General features: G+C 60.3%; 12 protein-coding genes. 8 read left to right on the forward strand and 4 right to left on the reverse strand.

The window, feature by feature from the left end; genetic code table 11:
- Nucleotides 1-403 precede the first annotated feature (403 nt).
- A complete protein-coding gene (locus MOV63_RS06200; protein ID WP_247032637.1) occupies nucleotides 404-2,830 on the forward strand; it encodes a PAS-domain containing protein in 2,427 nt (808 codons plus the stop codon).
- Nucleotides 2,831-2,977: 147 nt separating this feature from the next.
- Nucleotides 2,978-4,195, forward strand: coding sequence for a diguanylate cyclase (locus MOV63_RS06205; protein ID WP_247032729.1), 1,218 nt, complete (start codon nucleotides 2,978-2,980; stop codon nucleotides 4,193-4,195).
- A 90-nt stretch (nucleotides 4,196-4,285) separates the two neighbouring features.
- Here MOV63_RS06205 and MOV63_RS06210 read toward each other — a convergent pair whose 3' ends face one another.
- Together MOV63_RS06210 and MOV63_RS06215 are read right to left on the reverse strand one after the other, a co-directional pair.
- The gene (locus MOV63_RS06210) at nucleotides 4,286-6,484 is read right to left on the reverse strand and encodes an alpha-amylase family protein (RefSeq protein WP_247032643.1); all 2,199 of its coding nucleotides are present in this window, start codon (nucleotides 6,482-6,484) and stop codon (nucleotides 4,286-4,288) included.
- 131 nt (nucleotides 6,485-6,615) lie between these two features.
- Nucleotides 6,616-7,746, reverse strand: coding sequence for a LacI family DNA-binding transcriptional regulator (locus MOV63_RS06215; RefSeq protein ID WP_247032645.1), 1,131 nt, complete (start codon nucleotides 7,744-7,746; stop codon nucleotides 6,616-6,618).
- 277 nt (nucleotides 7,747-8,023) lie between these two features.
- Here MOV63_RS06215 and MOV63_RS06220 point away from each other — a divergent pair, with 277 nt between their 5' ends.
- From MOV63_RS06220 to MOV63_RS06245, 6 genes are all read left to right on the forward strand, one after another.
- Entirely contained in the window at nucleotides 8,024-9,640 is a 1,617-nt protein-coding gene (locus MOV63_RS06220; protein ID WP_247032647.1) for an ABC transporter substrate-binding protein, read from the forward strand.
- Between the two features lie 169 nt (nucleotides 9,641-9,809).
- Complete coding sequence (locus tag MOV63_RS06225; RefSeq protein WP_247032649.1) at nucleotides 9,810-12,389, forward strand: hypothetical protein; 2,580 nt, start codon at nucleotides 9,810-9,812, stop codon at nucleotides 12,387-12,389.
- Between the two features lie 93 nt (nucleotides 12,390-12,482).
- A complete protein-coding gene (locus MOV63_RS06230; RefSeq protein WP_040125405.1) occupies nucleotides 12,483-13,418 on the forward strand; it encodes an ABC transporter permease in 936 nt (311 codons plus the stop codon).
- Nucleotides 13,419-14,312, forward strand: coding sequence for an ABC transporter permease (locus tag MOV63_RS06235; RefSeq protein ID WP_247032659.1), 894 nt, complete (start codon nucleotides 13,419-13,421; stop codon nucleotides 14,310-14,312).
- Nucleotides 14,309-15,316 carry an ABC transporter ATP-binding protein gene (locus tag MOV63_RS06240; RefSeq protein WP_258719124.1) on the forward strand — a complete coding sequence of 336 codons (1,008 nt, stop codon included), beginning with the start codon at nucleotides 14,309-14,311 and terminating at the stop codon, nucleotides 15,314-15,316. Before MOV63_RS06235 ends, MOV63_RS06240 begins: the two co-directional genes overlap by 4 nt.
- Nucleotides 15,313-16,332 (forward strand): ABC transporter ATP-binding protein, encoded by a 1,020-nt coding sequence (locus MOV63_RS06245; protein WP_247032662.1) that lies wholly within the window; start codon nucleotides 15,313-15,315, stop codon nucleotides 16,330-16,332. The genes MOV63_RS06240 and MOV63_RS06245 overlap by 4 nt, the downstream gene beginning before the upstream one ends.
- Nucleotides 16,333-16,451: 119 nt before the next feature.
- Here the strand turns inward: MOV63_RS06245 and MOV63_RS06250 are convergent, their stop codons facing one another.
- Complete coding sequence (locus tag MOV63_RS06250) at nucleotides 16,452-18,047, reverse strand: ABC transporter substrate-binding protein (protein ID WP_247032664.1); 1,596 nt, start codon at nucleotides 18,045-18,047, stop codon at nucleotides 16,452-16,454.
- A 35-nt stretch (nucleotides 18,048-18,082) separates the two neighbouring features.
- The gene (locus tag MOV63_RS06255; RefSeq protein WP_040125415.1) at nucleotides 18,083-19,195 is read right to left on the reverse strand and encodes a mandelate racemase/muconate lactonizing enzyme family protein; all 1,113 of its coding nucleotides are present in this window, start codon (nucleotides 19,193-19,195) and stop codon (nucleotides 18,083-18,085) included.
- Nucleotides 19,196-19,213 lie beyond the last annotated feature (18 nt).

The following is a 19,213-nucleotide window of genomic DNA, read 5'->3' on the forward strand; positions in this document are numbered from 1 at the left end:
AGCGAGGTGTGGCTTCAGAACGCATGAGCTGGAGACTGCTTCTGCTCGAATGGCAATACGATCTCGCCGTTCTCTTCGGGAACCTCGGTGATTGGATAAGGTATATCGATCGGCGCTTCAATCGGACTGACGTATAAAAATCTTCGGCCTGATTTTCGAGCTTGCCATATCGATCTCAGCCCCGACGGAAACCGCGCGCGGATGCGGCGGATTTCGGCAATAGGCAGTTAAGCCTAAGGATATCGCGACACGCCTCTATAAGCTCTCCTTAATAGTCGATACGTATTGTAGGCCTGCGACAGATCAGCGGCGGAATGGTAGGCGATCTTCATTGGCGACAGCATTTCCCCTTCGGTTACACTCGTCTTCACTGCCCGCGGCTCCGGACGGAGATGCGGTTTCGATGGCAATTGCCCAAAACACCGCTCATCGACGGACGACAGTTCTTGTCATCGGCGCAGATGCAGCCAAGCTGGATCTCAGTCAGCTGCCGGTGGAAAACATTGAGATCTCGGTTGTCTCCCCATGCGACACCCTGGAGAACCTACAAACAGTCGTGGAGGCGTCACACCCTCACCTTATCCTGCTCGACATCACATTTGCAGATTTGTGCGGCGTCCAGACCTGCCGCAGCCTGAAGCTTAGTTCGGGGACATCTGAAATACCGGTGATCCTAGTCACTCCTGAGGGCGATATCGAAGGACGGATCGCCGGGTTTGAGGCCGGTGCGGTTGACTGTGTCTCAAGCATGATCGACAGCAGGGAACTTGGCGCGCGCGTGAATGCACAACTGGCGTCAAGCCGCGGCCGCAAGCAGATTCTTGGCCACGAACAACAGCTCCGCATCGCACTCGCCAGCATGAGCCAGGGGGTTTGCCTCTTCAACGCCGACGGCACGCTGGCGCTATCCAACAGTCGCTACGCCGAGGTTTACGGCGTGGACCCAGCCTTGATCCACCCTGGGCAGTCGCTCGAAGACATCCTAAAGCTGCGAAACGAAGTCGGCGCCGTCCCGACGATGTCCACGGAGGAATATCTCGCATGGGCGGAAGACACGAACGCCGCGGGGTCGTCGCAGGTCTGGGTAAAAGAACTTAGATCGGGCAAAGTCATCCGAGGCTGCCATCAGCGCACCGCCGACGGGGGATGGGTGTCGACGCATGAGGACGTTACCGAGGCGCGACTAGCCGAACGATCCCTTGCTCAGGCTCATGCCCAGGCCGAACACGCAGAGCAGGAGGCGCGGGCAGCGCATGCGCGCCTGCTGGCCGCCTTCGAAGTCGTTCCCGAAGGCTTGGCACTGTTCGATGAAGACGATCGATTTGTGATGTGGAATCGCCGCTACGAGCAACTTTACGCCGATAGCGGCGCGCCCCTCGTCAAAGGCATGGGTTTCGAGGACAGACTTCGCAGCGGGCTGCAGCGTGGCCAATATCCCGAGGCGATCGGCCGTGAGGAAGAATGGCTGGCCGATCGGTTGGCCCGTCACGCAGAGCCGAAGAGTGCTCATGAGCAGCGCCTGCCGGGAAACCGCTGGGTGCGGATCGAGGAAAGACGCGTCTCGGGTGGCGGAAGCGTGGGGATTCGCGTCGACATCACCGATCTCAAGATGCGCGAGGCTTCCTTCCGGCTATTGTTCGAAGGAAACCCTTTGCCAATGTGGGTTCAAGACCGGGAGAGCCTCCAGTTTCTCGACGTCAACCAGGCGGCTCTTGATCATTACGGCTATGATCGTGACCTTTTTCTTTCCATGACACTCTTGGACATCCTTCCGCCGGAGGATTGGGAAAGAATGAGGGTCGCGGCCACCGCCGCAGAGCATGGCCGCGAAGCCAATCGGTCTCAGCGGCATCGGACAGCTCGCGGAGCCGAAATCGAGGTCTTTATCTACTCAAGCCAACTCGCCTTCGACAGTCGTCCGGCGTCGCTGATTGCCGCTGTCGACGTCACCGAGCGGAAACGGGCGGAACGGGCGCTGCTTCAGCACCGCGATGATCTCGAGGAAACAGTGCGCAGCAGAACCGCAGAAATCGCGCGCCAGGCTGCGGAACTCGAACGGATGCTTGATCAAGAGCGGCAGGTCAACGAGTTGCAGCGGCAATTCGTTTCGATGGCGTCTCACGAATTCCGGACGCCGCTTTCGATCATCGACGGCGCGGCGCAGCGTCTCGTCCGCCGCAAGAACGCGGTCACACCGGAGTTTATCGGTGAGAAAACGGAGCAGATCCGCGGCGCAGTTTCGCGAATGCTTGAGTTGATGGAAAGCATTCTGGCGGTCGGACGCTTGGATCACGGTTATATCGATATCGTTCGCAAGCCATGCGCGTTGGCCGACATCATCAGGACCTGCAGTGCGCGACAAGAGAGCATACGCAAGTCGCACCGGTTCTTGCTCGATCTGGAGCGGCTTCCCTCGACCATTTATGGCGACAGTGCGGCGCTGGAGCAAGTGTTCACCAATCTCTTCTCAAACGCCGTGAAATACGCGCCGGACTCTCCGAACGTCTATGTCACGGGGTGGCAGCAAAGCGACTGTGTCCAGATTACCGTTCGCGACGAAGGCATCGGCATCGACGCGGATGACTTGCCGAAGATGTTTGGACGTTATTTCCGAGCGAGAAGTTCGTCCGGCATCGCTGGCACGGGTATCGGCCTGAACCTGGTGAAGCAGGTGGTCCAGTTGCATGGCGGCGAAATTCACGTCGACAGCGTGAAGGGCGAAGGAACGGTGTTTACAGTCAATCTGCCTATCGCGCGGCCCGAGCAGATGGAGGCGGACACGGCCGGGACGATCGACCGGACAAACCTGCCGATCGAGGCCCAGGCGTAAAAGTAAAACTGGCGACCCGAGTCCGGTCGGCTCGCTAGCCCGTCTTGTCCCCAGTCATCTGCACCCTAGATCCGGCACATGGACGCCAAGCGAATTATAGGTTCTACCAAATCGGCAACAGCGTCTTCGCGGAAACCTCTGCCGAGGCTGAGTCCGGCCATAGTGGAACAGGTCGAGCGCCTCCTGGGCGGACGCACGCGGGATATCCGGCTCAATGGGGATCTGGCCCGGCTTTTTCGCGAACGTTCCTGGCCGCAGACTGCCAAGATCATCCGCGCGTGGATGATCTGGGTTATCGTGCTCGACGTCCTGACGTTGGGCCTCTACGCAATCCTGCTCCCAATCCAAACCGTGATGACGATGCTGTGGCCGGCATCTCTCCTTCCGCCCGCAGCTCTTGTCGCCGCGATGGTCTTCCTGCGACCGCACGCTTTGTGGCTGCAGGGCGTTATCATTCTCTCGGCAGTCTTTCTCATCCTCCTGTCTGTCGCTTTGGTCGGTGTTCACGCGGGTGGCGAGTTCTACGAGCGCCATCTGACCATCATGCTTTTTGTGGCGGTCACCGCCGTCATTATATTTCCCATTCCGCTTGGTTGGGCGATGGCGATCAGTGCTTTTGCTCTCGGTATCTATTTTGTTTTTCAACTGCACAATCCGAACATCCAGGTGGGAAGTGCTCTCGCCGGAACGCTGTTTTTCGCGAGCGGTGTCGTAGCAACCATCGTTGCCCGACGCACCGCAACGATCCTGGCTCACAAGACCTTCCTGCTCGAGTTACGAGATCGAAGTCGCCTCGCGGAATTAACCGACGCCAATTCCCAGCTCGAACTGCTGGCACGAACCGACCCGCTGACCGGCGTCGCCAACCGGCGTTCGATGATGGAGACGCTCCATCAGTTCTGGAATGCCGACCTTAAACAAACGAGCGGTGCGGCGATGCTGATGTGCGATGTCGACGACTTCAAACGCCTCAACGATAATCTCGGGCATGCCGAAGGCGATCGATGCCTTGTGAAAGTCGCCGGCATCATCCAAAGCAGTATGAGAGACGAGCGAGACCAGGTCGCTCGCTATGGAGGCGAAGAATTTCTCGTCTTCCTTCCGGGCGCCGACGAACAGGAGGCCAGGGTGATCGCCGAGAGAATCCGCAACCGAGTAGAAGCTGCGTCTCTTCCAAACCCCACCTCTCGCGTCGTTCCTTATGTCACTGTCAGCATTGGAGTGGCGATATTGATGCAAGATTGCGGGCTGGTGTCGGCGGAACATCTTCAGCGCCAGGCGGATGCGGCCCTCTACCTTGCCAAAAAGGCCGGCCGCAACTGCCTGGTGGTCCATTCTCCAGAGACCGGCCAGGCCTCCGATTGACCTGCCGGCTCCCCGTATCGGGTCTTCAAGTCAAAGACCATGAAGGACGATTGGCGCCGCCCCGACGGAAGCCTGCGGTTCCGGATTTGGCTATGCCGGATCAAAGTCGATAACCGCGACTTCGTGATCCGCGATGGCCGGCACCTCGAAAACAAGCTCGGTGCCCTGCGTTATGGCCGGAACAGAGCGGCCGCTTACGGTCAGGCGGATGTTAGAGGATATTATTCTCGAGCCGATGCGCAGGCGGACCGTGATCGGACCAACGGGCAGAAGTTCGTCCTGTCGTCCCGGCATTTTCGCCATGATCAGGCGGTTGTTGAGATGCAGGACATAGCGACCTTGCTGCTCGTAAAGCGCCGGGCTTATGACACCGTGCCCACCTTCGAGCGACACCAGTTGCCGATCACGGAGAGCCCAACGAACAGCGTTGGCGATGATCGTCGCATGTTCCGGATGCTCGTCGCGGGCAAAACACCGGTCGAGATCGCCAACCAACCAGATCAGCTTGCTGCCGCTGGCCGGCTCGCGGAGCGTGATCATCGGTAGATCCGACCGGGGCTGGCGCATCCAGGAGGTTTCCGGCGGATAGATCGGGAATTCGGGAACGAAGGTCGCCAGGACCGCCACGTCATCATCGACGCCGACGACGGGAAGGAAGCCGCCGAACGGGATCGTGTCCGTTCCTTCCAGACCGCTCAACAGCGGATGACGTATTCCGACGGCAGCCGGCGCCGTGCTATCCGTCGGGCCATAAAGGGCAGCCCGCAGTTCCGGGACAAGGCGGAGATAGGTATGTCTTGCGGCGACCTCGATATCCGGGTTGGCGAGCTCCTGTCCGCCCCGTGACCCGCTGCCACGGTGCACGCCAAAAAGATCCGCCAGTGCAAAATCTCGCCTCTGATCGCCTGAAACATCATAGAGGCTGGTTTCCGACGTGGCGATTACCGAGCCACCCGCTTGCGCGAATGCCTTTACGGCGTTCACCTGATCGTCCGACATCGCGCCGAGATTGGGCAGAATGAGGACGCCGACGCGGCCGATCGCACCAGCCACGTCATCGGCGTGGATCGGCAAATAGGTGACCCCGGCGCGATCGAGGGCACGGATCGCTCCCCTGTAGGGGTTCATCGTGCGGTCGTTGGCTTTGTCCTGGCCGTGGAAGTCATGGTTGTCCTGCGACCACACCACGCCCACGTCGGCCAGCGGCCTGCGATTGAGAAGAATATCCTCATTGGCTTCATGCCAGGAGAAGATCGGCTCTGCGCTTTTGTACTGGCGCCGGTCTTCGTGGAGTGAGCCGATATGGTGCCACCACGGCTGGATGCCCCCGGCAAAGCCGGCCGACGACCATAACCTCACCTCTGCCGCGGGCATGCTTGCGAGCCGGAAGGCCGGGCTTCCGAGCTGGTATTGCGGCATGCTTTCCGGAATGAGCTTTTCCCAACCGCCCACTTCATGCAGCCGCTTGCCCGCTTCCGTATTGTCGGCAAACCCATCCACGGGATTGCGGCGCTGGTGGTCGAGCATGACGATTTCGGTGCGCGCGAGAATGGCTTTCAGATCGATGAAGCGCGAACTGTTGTTCAGCACGTCGCCGCTGATCATGCCCATCCACCGGCAATGTTTGCCGCCGGCTTTCATCGTGACGGAGTTGTTGAGTTCCCAGATGTCGGTGCGGCGCTGATAGTTCCAGCGCACCCATCGCCGATAACGCTCGTCGGACCAGTCTTGAGCAGACGGCAGATCGATGCCGGCATGGGCGCGGAACTGCTCTGCGCAATGCCGGCAATGACAGATGTTCTTGCGCGGAATGCCGGCCCAGCTGTTGTCGGCAAAACCGTCCGGATTGCTGTGTTCGATAATCTCCCGCATGACCTGCGGCAGATATTCCCAGTAATAGGGCGAATTGATGCAGGTGATGTATTTGTCCGCCTGACGATATGGCTTTCCGGTCGCGTCGACACAGATCCAATCCGGATGAGCGCGGTAAAAGTCTTCCGCAACCCGGTTCGAATCCATGCGGGCTATCACCTTCAGCCCCGCTTCCCGTGCATCCTTGACGATTTCGCCGTAGAGGTCCCTTTCCCCAAGCGTGTGAGCGCGATGATGAAGCGGGAAAGCGGAAGGATAATAGGCAACAATGCCGCCGGCATTGACGATCACGCCTTGGATGCGCGTGTTTTTCCAGTGGGCCCGCCACCAGGCGCCATCGTAGCGATCCGGATCGATCTCGACCAGGTTGGTCTGTCCCCAACGTGTTGTGGTTCTGTACCAGGGTTCTTCAGCCATTAAATATCCTCCCTTGGCCTGCCGGCTTCCTCTGCGATCAACCTCTTGTCTGCCGATCCGCGCGGCGCCTCCTCGACGCGATTGCTCAGATCATATCCGTCCACCCAACAGGTGTTTCGCGCGGCAAGGGTTCAGCGATCGTCGCCTGCAGTACGCGTCTGTTGGGGAGCGGCAGCATCGTCATCCCGCACCGGTTGCGCCCTGCGATCGGTGCTGGCTCGCTTGACGATGTCGAACCCGACGTCAACGATGCGCTCATCGTCCGGCTCGCCGTCCAGCTGTCGGCGCAGGGCAATCACCGCGTCGTGTCCGACGGTCCAGCGATGTGTTCTGACACTCGACATGGCGGGCGACGCCGCCTCCATGAAATCCTCGTCGTTGAACCCGGCGATGCCGAAATCATTCGGAACCGACAAACCGCGGGCCTGGCACTCGAAGAGAGCGCCAAGCGCCAGCACGTCGTTGTTGCAGAAAACCGCATCCATACGGGGCTCGCTGTTCCAAAGCTCGCTAAGCAGTTCCCGACCCATTGCGGGCGTCGAATATTGATGCTTGTCCCAACTGCCCCGCAGCGCCAGCGCACCAAGATCACCGGCTGCGTTCGTCAATCGCGGATCGAATATCCCGGCATCCTCGAGCGCTTCGACGTAACCCGACAGACGCCCCTTCGAACGGCTGTTCATCCAACCGCTGAGAAAACCGATACGGCGATATCCGACTTCGATGAGATGTTGGGTCATCGCCTTGGCGGCGTTGTGATGGGAAAATCCGATGATCTTGTTGACCGGATTGTCGGACAGATCCATGATCTGGATCACCGGGCAGTTGGCTTTTTCCAGCATCCGCCGGGAAGCGGCATTCTGGTCAATGCCCGAGACGATCAGGCCGGCCGGCTTGTGTCGGAGAAGTTCAGCCAGAAGTCGCTCCTCCTCGTCCAGATCGTAACGCGTGTTGCCGACCTGGATGTGTAGCCTCGTATGGCCTATCCCGTCATAGATGCCGCGCAGGACATCCGCGAAGATGTGCTGGGTCAGTGACGGAACGAGAACGCCGACCACATCGCTGCGGGTGGATGCCAGGGCCCTCGCATTGAGATTGGGAACATAGCCAAGCTCGCGGACGGCGGTATCGATCTTTTCCCGAAGCATATCGGACACCAGCGATGGATCACGCAGGGCCCGGGAGACCGTAATCGCTCCCACACCTGCCAGTGCGGCGACGTCGGCTATCGTGGGTCTACCGTCAGTCCGGCGTTTCGACATCTAAGGCTCCATCAAGTGAATGTCCGACGGCGTCGCATCTGCAGAGATGTTTGCCGCACGGCCATGTTTGCGATGGCCGGGATGTTATCCGCGTTGCCCGAGGTAATCCATTTGCCCTGCCGGACCTTTCGGCCTTTGTCTCCGCGCATGCTAAAAAATCGCTCTTCAGTGCTTGACGATCCGTCGATGGCAGCGCTACCATCGGATTGCATTGTTCGTCAACCGTCTTGTGCCGTGGAGGCGGAACAGGGTTCGGTACGCCCAGGGAGGGAGTGACATGGCAATATCTCGGCGCATGTTTATCGGCCGCACGGCTGCAACCATTGCTGGTGCAGGCATAGCGACCAGTTTGAGCGGCTCTGCTTTCGCACAGGCATCAGACACGCTGCGGCTGGCCTTTGCCGCCCGCGGCGTACGCACCATAGATCCGGCACGTTCGATTCAGGGCGCCGACGAATGGGCCATCATTCATATCTTCGACAAACTGGTCGAAGTGCCGCTCGGGCATTTCCCGACCAGCGTCGCCGAGGTCCAGCCAAGCCTTGCGACCAGCTGGTCGGTGACACCGGACGCCAAGAGCTGGACATTCCAGCTTCGCCAGGGCGTGAAATTCCACAAGGGCTACGGCAACCTGACGTCAGACGATGTGAAATTCACGTTCGATCGCCTGCGCAACGACAAGGCACTGGGCGGCAACCGCGTCCTGTTCGACAATATCGCGGACGTCAAGGTGGACGGTCCGGCGACAGTGATCTTCACCCTCAACCAGCCGGACCCGCTGTTCATCATGGGCCCGCTCAGCCATTATTCGTCGAGCATCATTTCCCGCAAGGCGCTTGAGGAAAAGGGGGCGCCGGCCTTCGAAAAGGATCCTATCGGAACCGGGCCTTACCAACTCGCCAGCGTCGAAAGCGATCCCTCACAGGGCGTGAAGCTGACCGTCAACAAGGACTATTTCGGAGACGCGCCGACAACTCCCAATCTTCAGATCCGCTATATCGCCGATACCACGGCCCGGACGCTGGCCCTGTTGTCCGGCGACGTCCACATGATCGAAGGGGTGCGCGCGCCGGGCTGGGTGCCGTCGATCCAGCAGCGGAATGCCAAGCTGCATTTCGATGTGGCTTCACCGGGCAGCTTCTTCACAGTGTCCATGAACCTGACTGTCAAACCTTTCGACGATATCCGCGTTCGGCAGGCCATTGCCTATCTGATCAATCGCGACGAACTCGCGAGCGCCATGGCACCGGTCAGCCAGCGCACGTATGGCCTTAATCCGCCGTCGTTTCTCGGCGGTTTCACCGCCGGTACCATACCGGCGGCCGTGCGCTACGACCACGATCCGAAAAAGGCCAAGCAACTGCTGGCCGAAGCAGGCTTTCCGAACGGGCTGTCTTTCAACGCCTATACCTCGCAGCGAGAAGACTATTCCTCGGTGATGCTGATCATCCAGGAACAGCTTCGCGCCGGCGGCGTGGAGATGAAGCTGGACATCAAGGACCACACGGCCTTCCATGCCGACCAGGCGAAGGGCACCAATACGATGTTCCAGCGCTCGGCAGCCTATCCTCCGGTCCCGACCCAGGCGATCATCGAGCAGCTGACAGCCGCCGCTGAGGTCAAATCCGACGGCTCGGGCGGTCCGAACTTCAGCCACTACGGCGTTGCCATTCCCGGCATCGACGACATGCTGAAGAAAGCGATGCAGGAGCCCAATCTCGAGAAGCGTGTGAAGCTGGTCCAGGAGATCGAGGTCAAGTTCCTGACCGACATGCCGCTCCTGCCGATCAGCGACAACGGTTATCTGGTCGTGCGCGCGGCCAATGTCGACCTCGGTTACGAACTCAAGTCGGGTTACGCCCACTGGCGTCTGACAAGAGCGAAAATCGGCTGATCGACGCCGCGTGACTTCCAAACGACGACGCCGGCCGGGAACCCTTCCCGGTTGGTCCGACCATGGCCAGTTCAAGACATTCGTTTGCCGGGACGGCGAAGGCCGCGGAGCGCAGGCAATCGCCGCCGCATTCAACGACGAATGGTTTCATATTTCTAAGGATGACGTTATGACTGCACCGACTTCGGTCACCATTGTTCTGCCAGATGCGGATGACGCCGCGTTTCATCCGGTCCGTTGGGCAGCGACCGAACTGCAGGCAGCCCTTGCCCGCCGCAATGTGCAGGCTCAAATCGCAAGCGCCGCACAATCGGGAACGAGCATCACCGTCTCCGGAGCTGGTCTCCCCGGGAACACCGACATGGCGGTCGACCTGCCGGAGACACCGGAGAGCTTCGTTCTTACCCGGCAAGGTGATTGCATCTCGGCCTGGGGCTCCGACATCCGCGGACTGGTCTTCGCTTTGACCGAACTCGCCGACCGTGTGCAGTTTGCGTCCGGAGTGGATCTCTTCGAGGGAACCTACCCCCTTGTCGAGCGGCCATCCGCCCGCGTGCGCAGCATGAGCCGGATGTTTTGCAGCGAACAGGAAGACAAGGTCTGGTTTTACGACCGCCAGCAGTGGCGCGATTATCTCTCGATGCTCGCGACAAATCGTTTCAACCGTTTCTCGCTCGCGCTCGGCTTCGGATACAACTACCCTTATCACAACCCCTGGATCACCGACGTCTACTTCTATTTCCCCTATCCATATCTGCTCGACCTTCCAGGCCATGACGTGAAGGTGGTGGAGCTGCCGGAGGACGAGCGCGAGCGGAACCTCGACATGCTCAAATTCATCGGCCGGGAAGCCGCCAGGCGCGGCCTTGAATTCCAGCTTGCGCTGTGGACCCAGCGATATGATTTCGATGACGTACCACGCGCCAACTATACCGTCCGCGGCGTCACCAAAGACAATCTCGCACCCTATTGCCGCGACGCGATCACCACGCTTCTGAAGGAAGTACCGGAAATCACCGGCCTTACTTTCCGGGTGCATGTGGAGGGTGGCATCGCCGAGGGCGAATACGGTTTTTGGGAGGACGCGTTCGCCGGCGTTGCGGCTGCCGGCCGGCCCGTCGAAATCGACATGCACGGCAAGGGTCTCGACCACAAGATGATCGGGATTGCCCGTGACAGCGGCATGCCAATCGCCGCCTCGCCAAAATATCTCGCGGAGCATATGGGACCGCCCTACCACCAATCGGCAATCCGCGAGAAGGAATACCCGCCGGAGGTTGCTCGCAGCGAACGGGAGCAACTGAGCGAGGGGTCGCGAAAATTCCTGCGTTACTCCTATGGCGATCTGCTGACGGCCGACAAGGACTACAAGGTCATCTACCGCATCTGGCCGGGCACGCAGCGCGTGCTCCTGTGGGGAGATCCCGAATTTGCAGCCGGTTACGGCCGCAGCTCGATGTTTGCCGGGTCGGACGGCGTGGAATGGTGCGAGCCGCTGGGCTTCAAGGGCCGCATGGGGACAGGCATTCCGGGCGGACGCTTCAACTACCAGAAACAGGGCTATGCCACGCGGTACGATTGGCAGAAATACGACTATCAATATCGGGTCTGGGGTCGGTTGCTCTACAACCCCGATGCGCCGCGCGAAAGCTGGATGCGTTATCTCCAGCAGGTCTGCGGCGATGCCGCCGAGGAATGCGAAAAAGGCATGTCCTGGGCAAGCCGTGTTCTGCCGCTGGTCACTCTCGCGCATGGGCCATCCGCCTCGAACAACCACTACTGGCCGGAGGTCTACACCAACCTTGCGCTCGTCGAAGGCTCCGGTCGACGCGCCTATGGGTTCGACATGGAAGGTCCGGTTCGGTTCGGCAATGCACCGACATTCGATCCAACGCTGTTTGCCAATGCCCGTGAATATGCCGAATTGCTGCTCGCCGGAGAACCGTCGCATCGCTTTACGCCGCTGGATGTCGCCGATTGGCTGGACGAGATGGCAAATGGCTGCGAAAGCGAAGTCCTGAAGGCCAACAGCACATCCAGCTTCGGCAGGATTGCCGTCCAGAGAATGCTCGTCGATATCCGGATCTGCGCCGGACTGGCGCGGTTTTTTGCAGAACGCTTCCGGGCAGCATGCTGGGCTGAACTGTTCGTCGCCACCAAGGTCACGCCGTTGATGGACCGCGTTATCGACCATGCAAGACGTTCACTGATGGCATGGGAAAAGATCGCCGATATCTCGCGCGATCTTTACGCCGATGACCTTACCTATGGTCCGCAATCATGGCTGCGTGGATCCTGGCATTCGAGGTTGCCGGAAATGCAGGCGGAAGTGGCCGATCTGGAGTCGCTCCGCGGCGGCGGTTGCTATGAGAGCGTTGAGGCGAGCCCGAAGGCCGCAGCGGCAATCGCCGCGCTGGAAGCACGTTTTCCGGTTCTGTCCCGCCCCTCCGGCGTGACCGGTGCGCCGACCTTCAAGCCGGGCGCCGATTTCGAAGTCCGGTTCGATGGAAAGGCGGAAAGTGAACCGACACTACACTACCGTCGCATCAACCAGGCAGAACGGTGGAAGTCGCTTCCGATGAAGGACAAGTCCGGAGGTTTTGCCGCCACGGTGCCGGGCACCTACACGCAGTCGCGATATCATCTGCAATATTTCGTCAGCTTTCGGCAAAATGGGCGCTCTTGTCTGTCGCCGGGATTGCAGCCGAACCTGTCCAACGAGCCTTATTTCACGTCGTTACAAAATTGAGGCTGGCTGTCGGCGGTTTGCTGCGTGAAAATAGCGTGTTCCGGAATGCGAGGAGGCAGGATCGGAACCGCGACCAGGGAGGAGGAACACACCATGGCGCGATATTTGCTGCTGAGACTGGCCGATGCCATTCCCACGGTTCTGCTTGTGCTGACGCTCGTCTTCATCGCCATGCGCATCTTGCCCGGCGACCCGGCGATCGCGGCCCTGGGGGACATGGCAACACCCGAACAGCTGGAAATCTTCCGCGAGCGGATGGGGCTCAACGCCCCGCTGTGGATGCAATATTTCAGCTTCCTGTGGGGGATGCTGACGCTCGACTTCGGCACGTCGTTGATGAACAACCAGTCGGTGCTCAGGCTGATTGCCTATAACCTGCCCTACACGATCGAGCTGACGATCGTCGCCATGATCATGGGGGTCGGCGTCGGGATTCCACTCGGCGTGCTGGCCGCGACACACAGGAACAAGGCACCGGACGCCGCCGTTCGCGGATTCTCGCTACTGGGCTACGCCGTCCCGGACTTTTACCTCGGCGCCCTGCTGCTGATCACCTTTTCGCTGAACATGGGGTTATTTCCGATCAATGGCGGCGGCGAAGGTTTTGTCGACCGCATGCATCACGTCTTCCTGCCGGCCTTAACGCTTGCCATGGTCAAGGCCGCGTTCATCGGACGACTGACGCGAACCTCTCTGCTGGAGGTGTTCGGCAAGGACTATATTCGCACCGCACGTGCCAAGGGCGCACGGGAACGCCGGGTCATCTACCGGCACGGCCTGCGCAATGCGATGCTTCCGCTCACCACAGGTATCGGCCTCAGCATGCTTGCGACCCTGTCCGGGTCGGTCGCGATCGAACTGGTTTTCAACCGGCCGGGGATCGGCAAGCTGCTCATCAGCGCTATTGCTGAACGTGACTACGCGGTCATCCAGGGCGGTGTTGTGATTTTCGCGCTGTTTGTCGTGCTCATCAACCTCCTGATGGATCTCGTTTACATCGTCGTCGATCCCAGAATCCGGGTGCAGTAAATGGTCGTCACCACCGAAAACTCCCAGCTCTCCTCACCCTTGCTTGCCCCGGAACCGAAGCCGCTCAGCCAGATCGGCTATACGCTGTTCTCGCGCCCCTCGACCATCATAGCGTTCGTGATCGTGCTGATCTTTATTGTAGTGGCGATCTTCGCGCCGCTCCTCGCACCATACGATCCGCTTGCCCAGAGCATCCTCAAGATCAACCGGCTCCCCTCTGCCAGCAACTGGCTCGGCACCGACCAGTTCGGACGCGACGTGCTCTCGAGAATGATCCACGGCTCCCGCAATTCGTTGATTTTCGGCCTGATTTCTCCGGTACTGGCGGCGATCTGCGGGACTGTCCTCGGCGTCGTCGCAGGGTATTTCGGCGGCATAATCGATCGGGTGATCTCGCGCCTGATCGACCTGCTGCTGGCTTTCCCCGAACTGCTGCTCGCCATCATGATTGCGGCGGTGCTGGGTGGCGGCTTCTGGAACGTCATAGCAGTCATCACCGTCGCCTTCATTCCCGGCTTCGCCCGCGTGGCCCGCGCTTCGACGCTCGCGGTCAAGCAGGAGCCCTATATCGAGGCGGCCACTGCAATCGGCCTGCGGACGCCGGTCATCATCTTCCGTCACGTCATTCCCAATATCGCAGCACCGATCGTGGTCCTGATGACACTCTGGGTCGCCTCCGCGATCCGCCTTGAGGCGTCGCTGAGCTTCCTTGGCATCGGCACCCAACCGCCGAACCCGAGCTGGGGCAATATCATCCGCGACGGCCTCAACAATCTCTTCGGTTCGCCATGGCCGATCATCGGCGCCGGCTTCGCTATCACCTGCGTCGTCCTCTCGTTCAACCTTCTGGGCGACGTTGTGCGAGACGTGCTCGATCCGGAGATCTCCGAATGACGGTGCCCCTCCTGAAGGTCGACAATCTTGCCGTCGAATTCGGCCCGAAGGCCAACCCGATCCGGGTGGTCGATGGCGTGAGTTTCGAAATCCCACCCGGAGGGGCGGTCGGAATCGTCGGGGAATCCGGATCCGGCAAGTCGATCACCTCGCTCTCCATCCTGCGGCTGATCTCCGAACCGCCGGGACGCATCGTGCAAGGCCGTATCGAATTCAACGGGGTCAACCTGCTCGACCTCCCGCGCTCGAAAATGCCCGAAATCCGCGGTCGGGACATCGCGATGATCTTCCAGGAGCCGATGAGTTCGCTGAACCCGGTCATGAAGATCGGCGACCAGATCGGCGAGGCGGTCATGCTCCACGAAGCAATGACCAGCGAGCAAAGGCGCGCGCGTGTCATCGAAATGCTGGGACTGGTCGGCATACCGGATCCGGCCGGGCGGGTGGATTCCTATCCGCATCAGTTCTCCGGCGGAATGCGTCAACGCGTGATGATCGCCATGGCATTGGCCTGCAATCCGAAACTACTGATCGCCGACGAACCGACGACGGCGCTCGACGTCACCATCCAGGCACAGGTTCTCGACCTGATGCACAAGCTGCGTCGCACGCTGAACACCGCGGTGCTGCTGATTTCGCACGATCTCGGCGTTATTGCGGATGTCTGCGAGCGGGTGGTGGTGATGTATGCCGGCAGGGTTGTCGAGGAAGCGGATGTCCTTTCGATTTTCCGCACGCCCAGTCACCCCTATACGCGGGGATTGTTGCAATCGATCCCGCGGCTCGACGACGACCGCGATCGTCTCTACCAGATCCCGGGATCGGTGCCGCTGGCCGGATCGATCAAGACAGGCTGTCCTTTCTACGAGCGATGTTCCTTGCGCATTGAAAAATGCGCAAGGGAAATGCCGCCGATGTTCTCCTTCGGACCGGACCAACGGGCGGCATGCTGGGTGACCGCCGGACAGGCGGATGCAAAAAAGAAGGAGGCATCCCTGCAATGACCGATCCCATCCTTCGCGTCGAAGACCTCGGCAAGACGTTCGGTTCCGGCCTCGGCTTCAGCCTCGGGAAGCGGGCCGACGAGGTGCGTGCCGTCGACGGCTGTTCCTTCTCGGTCAATCACAGCGAAACGCTGGCGCTTGTCGGCGAATCCGGTTGCGGGAAATCCACCCTCGGCCGCCTTCTGCTGCGGCTGATCGATCCCACAGCCGGCAGGGTCCATTTCGACAATACCGAGCTGACCGGGCTGGCGCCCGCACAGATGCGCGACATGCGCCGCCACCTGCAGATGATCTTTCAGGACCCTTACGGCTCGCTCAGCCCCCGTCGCACGGTGGCCCAGATCATTGCCGAGCCGCTGGATGTGTTCGGCCTGGTCAGGTCCCGGCGCGACCGGCGGGAACGCGTTGCAGACCTGATGAACCAGGTGGGGCTTTCCCCGAGCTTCATGGACCGCAACCCGCGGCAGTTTTCCGGCGGCCAGCGCCAGCGCATCGGCATGGCGCGCGCCATCGCGGTCGATCCGAAATTCATCGTGGCCGACGAACCCGTCTCCGCTCTCGATGTCTCCGTCCAGGCGCAGATCATCAACCTGATGCAGGACCTTCAAAGGAAGAAGAACTTCTCCTTCCTGTTCATCGCCCATGACCTTGCTGTCGTTCGCCACATCGCCGATCGCGTGGCGGTCATGTATCTTGGCCGGATCGTCGAGATCGGGCCGAAGAAACAGATCTACGGGATGCCGCAGCATCCCTATACGCAGGCGCTGTTATCGGCAGCGCCTGAACCGGATCCCGAACGCAAGGGCAAGCGCATCATTCTGGAAGGCGACGTCCCGAGCCCCAAACGCGTTCCGCCAGGCTGCAGTTTCCATACCCGTTGCCCGATCCGCCAGGAGATCTGCAGCATCGAGCGACCGCCGCTGCGCGAAGTCGCACCAGGCCAATTGGCGGCCTGTCATTTCGCAAAGCCGTTTCCCATCCCGCTCACCAGGCCGTCTCCGGCGATCCCGGCCTGACGGCGCGTTACGGCAAGTCTCAGGACGGATTGCCGTCATGTTCCGAGCAGCAAAACGCCATCCCCCGCAAGTGCGACGCGCTTGCGGGGGATGGCGGATTTGGAACTCGATCGACGACGTCAGGCGGTCTTGGTGGCGCGATGGAAACGCCAGCGGGCGTAACCGCTCTTGACCGGATAGCCGAGGTTGACGCGCTTGTTGCGAGCCACGGTGAAGGAAAGGCTCGATAGCGCGATCAGCGGCAGATCTCGCAGGACCTGCAGCTCGATCTTCTTGCAGAGTTCGAGATAGGTGTTGTAGTCGGTCGCCTGCAGGGCCTGGCTCAGCAGATCATCGATACCCGGCATCACCACACCGTAGTGGCTATAGGCACCGCCGCCCTTGCCATCCGGCTTGGCTTCCGATTTCGACGAAAGCTGCTGGAAATAGAGCTGGGTCGGGATCGGCGGATAACTGGACGAGTGCATCGCAAGCGTATTCTTGTCGCTGCGATTATCGGCGTGATAGGCGGTATGATCGCCGATCTTCAGGTTCATGCGCATGCCAACACCGCGCAGCTGTTCCTGCACGATCAGCATCGTCGACGCATAGTCTTCGCGCTGGCTGCAATTGCTGTCGAAATCGAAGCCGTTGGGGAAGCCCGCTTCCGCCAGCAGCGCCTTCGCCTTTGCCGGATCGGGCTTGTACTGCAATTCCGGCGGCAGGTCCTCCGTCTTGAAACCGGCCGGGAAAAAGTCCGGCTGCAGACCGGCCATGAACCCGCCCATCGGCTTCAGCGCGTCGGCGACAGCGTGACGGTCGATCGCATACATCAACGCCTGGCGGACCTTGAGGTTGTCGAAAGGCTTGCGTTTCAGGTTGATGTGGAGCGTGTTGAACGACCCCGGCTGCGTCATGTCGAATTGCAGGGTCGGGTCACGCTGAAGCATGGAATCCACCCAGCCAGGCGCGCGGACGGCCTCGATCATGTCGACATTGCCGGAGAGAAGCGCCAGTGTCCGGGCAGTGGTATCGGCGATGAAAACACATTCGACGCCGGCGATCTTCGCCTTGGTTCCCCAATAGCCCTCGTGGCGCTTCATGGCTTCGCCCCACTCGCTGTCAAAACGGGTGAGTTCATAGGGACCGGTTCCCACCGCATCCGTCATGAATTTCTCAGCACCGATCTTGTCGAAGGCTTTCTTCGAAACGATCGATGTATTGTTGGAAAAGATCGTCGTACCCAGCAGGTTCACGTCCGGCGTCTTCAGGACGACGTCGACCTCGTACGGCCCCTTTGCGACCACATCGGCGACATTCGACATGATGGTCTTATTGGTGCCATCGGCCATAGCGCGCTTGTAGGAGAAGACGACATCCTCCGACGTCATCTCACCGTAACCCTTGTGGAACTGCACGCCCTGACGCAGCTTGAAGGTCCAGGTCTTGGCGTCCGACGACGATTTCCATCCGGTCGCGAGCGTCGGCACGTACTTGTCGGGCGTCGTGGCGAAATCGCCATCTTCCGGCCGGACGAGTTGTTCGTACATTTGCTCCGTCGCCCAGTTGTCGGAACCCTGTGTGGTGAAGTTGGGGTCGCTGGTGCGGGGGCCGCCCGCAGCAATGCCGATGCGAATGACATCGGTGCTCTTCTGGGCATTGGCGGTGCTGGGGATACCCGTCGCGCTCAGCGCCGTGGCGGCTGCCGCCAGTTCAAGAAATTCTCTTCTGTTCAAGCTCATTATCTCCTCCCAAAGACAAGCTTCGCTTTTCAGCTTCGCCGTTTGTCCAATTCGGCGTCGTGGATCACCAGACCGAGACCCGGACCGCTCGGAACTTCGAATTTTCCATTTGACGGTTTTGGCGGATTGGCAAACGCACCATGCATGCGCGTCGACGGATCGGCGAATTCCGCCGGCTTCGTCAGATGCATGATGGTTGCCAGAACGTGCAGGTTGGCAGCGTGTGCGATGGTCGGCTGGGTCTGATGCGGCACCAGTTCGACGCCGTATGCGTAGCAGATCGCAGCACATTGCATCAGCCCGGTGATGCCGCCCATCTTGATGATGTCCGGCTGCACCATGCGGACACCGGCATTGATGATGTCGATCAGTGCCTGGGTGGTGTAGGTCTGCTCCGCCGCCGACACGGTGATGTCCAGACGCTGCGCGACCTCTCCCATCGCGCGCACGTTATAGTGTTGGACCGGTTCCTCGAACCAGAGGTAACCGAGCTCCTCCAAAGCCCGGCCCACCCGGATCGCTCCACCGACCGAATATTGATTGTTGGCGTCGAAGGCGAGCGGGAAATCGTCGCCGACCAGCTTGCGCACTGCCTTGGCCTTGGCGATATCGCCCGGAATGTCATAGTCCTGCCGAGTGCGGTCGCCGTCCCAGCGGATCTTGATGGCAGCGGGCGTCTCGGATTTCCAGCGCGCCTCGACCGCCTTCACGGTCTCGTCGACGGTGCGTCCGGCATTTCCCCCGATCGAGGCATAGAACGGTATTTCCGTGCGCCAACCACCGCCGAGCAGCTTGAAGACCGGCTGGCCGAAATATTTGCCCTTGATGTCCCAGAGCGCAATATCGAGAGCCGCGAGCGCACCAGTGACGGCCCCTTCCGGGCCAAGCTTCACATATTTATGCAGCAGCTTGTCGTAGAGGACCGCATGGTCCAGAGCGTCAACGCCAACCAGCGAAGATGCAAAATCACGAACCACCCCGAGCGAGTGCTCGCCACCCATCATCGGCGAGGCCTCTCCATGCCCGACAATGCCGTCGGTGGTCGTCACGCGGACGATGGCGCTACGGCGACCCGGCGGCTCGTTCGGTTCCCAGCTAACCTGGAAAGCCTCGATGGATTTGATCGTCGTCGCCGTCGCCACTGCGCACCTCATTAAAAC

Origin of the sequence: Neorhizobium sp. SHOUNA12A (assembly GCF_023006505.1) — a bacterium.
GTDB lineage: Bacteria > Pseudomonadota > Alphaproteobacteria > Rhizobiales > Rhizobiaceae > Neorhizobium.

Excerpts from the sequence above, each read along its gene's own strand:
- MOV63_RS06200 (WP_247032637.1), top strand. The coding sequence starts at position 404 with ATGGCAATTGCCCAAAACACCGCTCATCGACGGACGACAGTTCTTGTC.
- MOV63_RS06210 (WP_247032643.1), bottom strand. The coding sequence starts at position 6,484 with ATGGCTGAAGAACCCTGGTACAGAACCACAACACGTTGGGGACAGACC.
- MOV63_RS06215 (WP_247032645.1), bottom strand. The coding sequence starts at position 7,746 with ATGTCGAAACGCCGGACTGACGGTAGACCCACGATAGCCGACGTCGCC.
- MOV63_RS06220 (WP_247032647.1), top strand. The coding sequence starts at position 8,024 with ATGGCAATATCTCGGCGCATGTTTATCGGCCGCACGGCTGCAACCATT.
- MOV63_RS06225 (WP_247032649.1), top strand. The coding sequence starts at position 9,810 with ATGACTGCACCGACTTCGGTCACCATTGTTCTGCCAGATGCGGATGAC.
- MOV63_RS06230 (WP_040125405.1), top strand. The coding sequence starts at position 12,483 with ATGGCGCGATATTTGCTGCTGAGACTGGCCGATGCCATTCCCACGGTT.
- MOV63_RS06235 (WP_247032659.1), top strand. The coding sequence starts at position 13,419 with ATGGTCGTCACCACCGAAAACTCCCAGCTCTCCTCACCCTTGCTTGCC.
- MOV63_RS06240 (WP_258719124.1), top strand. The coding sequence starts at position 14,309 with ATGACGGTGCCCCTCCTGAAGGTCGACAATCTTGCCGTCGAATTCGGC.
- MOV63_RS06245 (WP_247032662.1), top strand. The coding sequence starts at position 15,313 with ATGACCGATCCCATCCTTCGCGTCGAAGACCTCGGCAAGACGTTCGGT.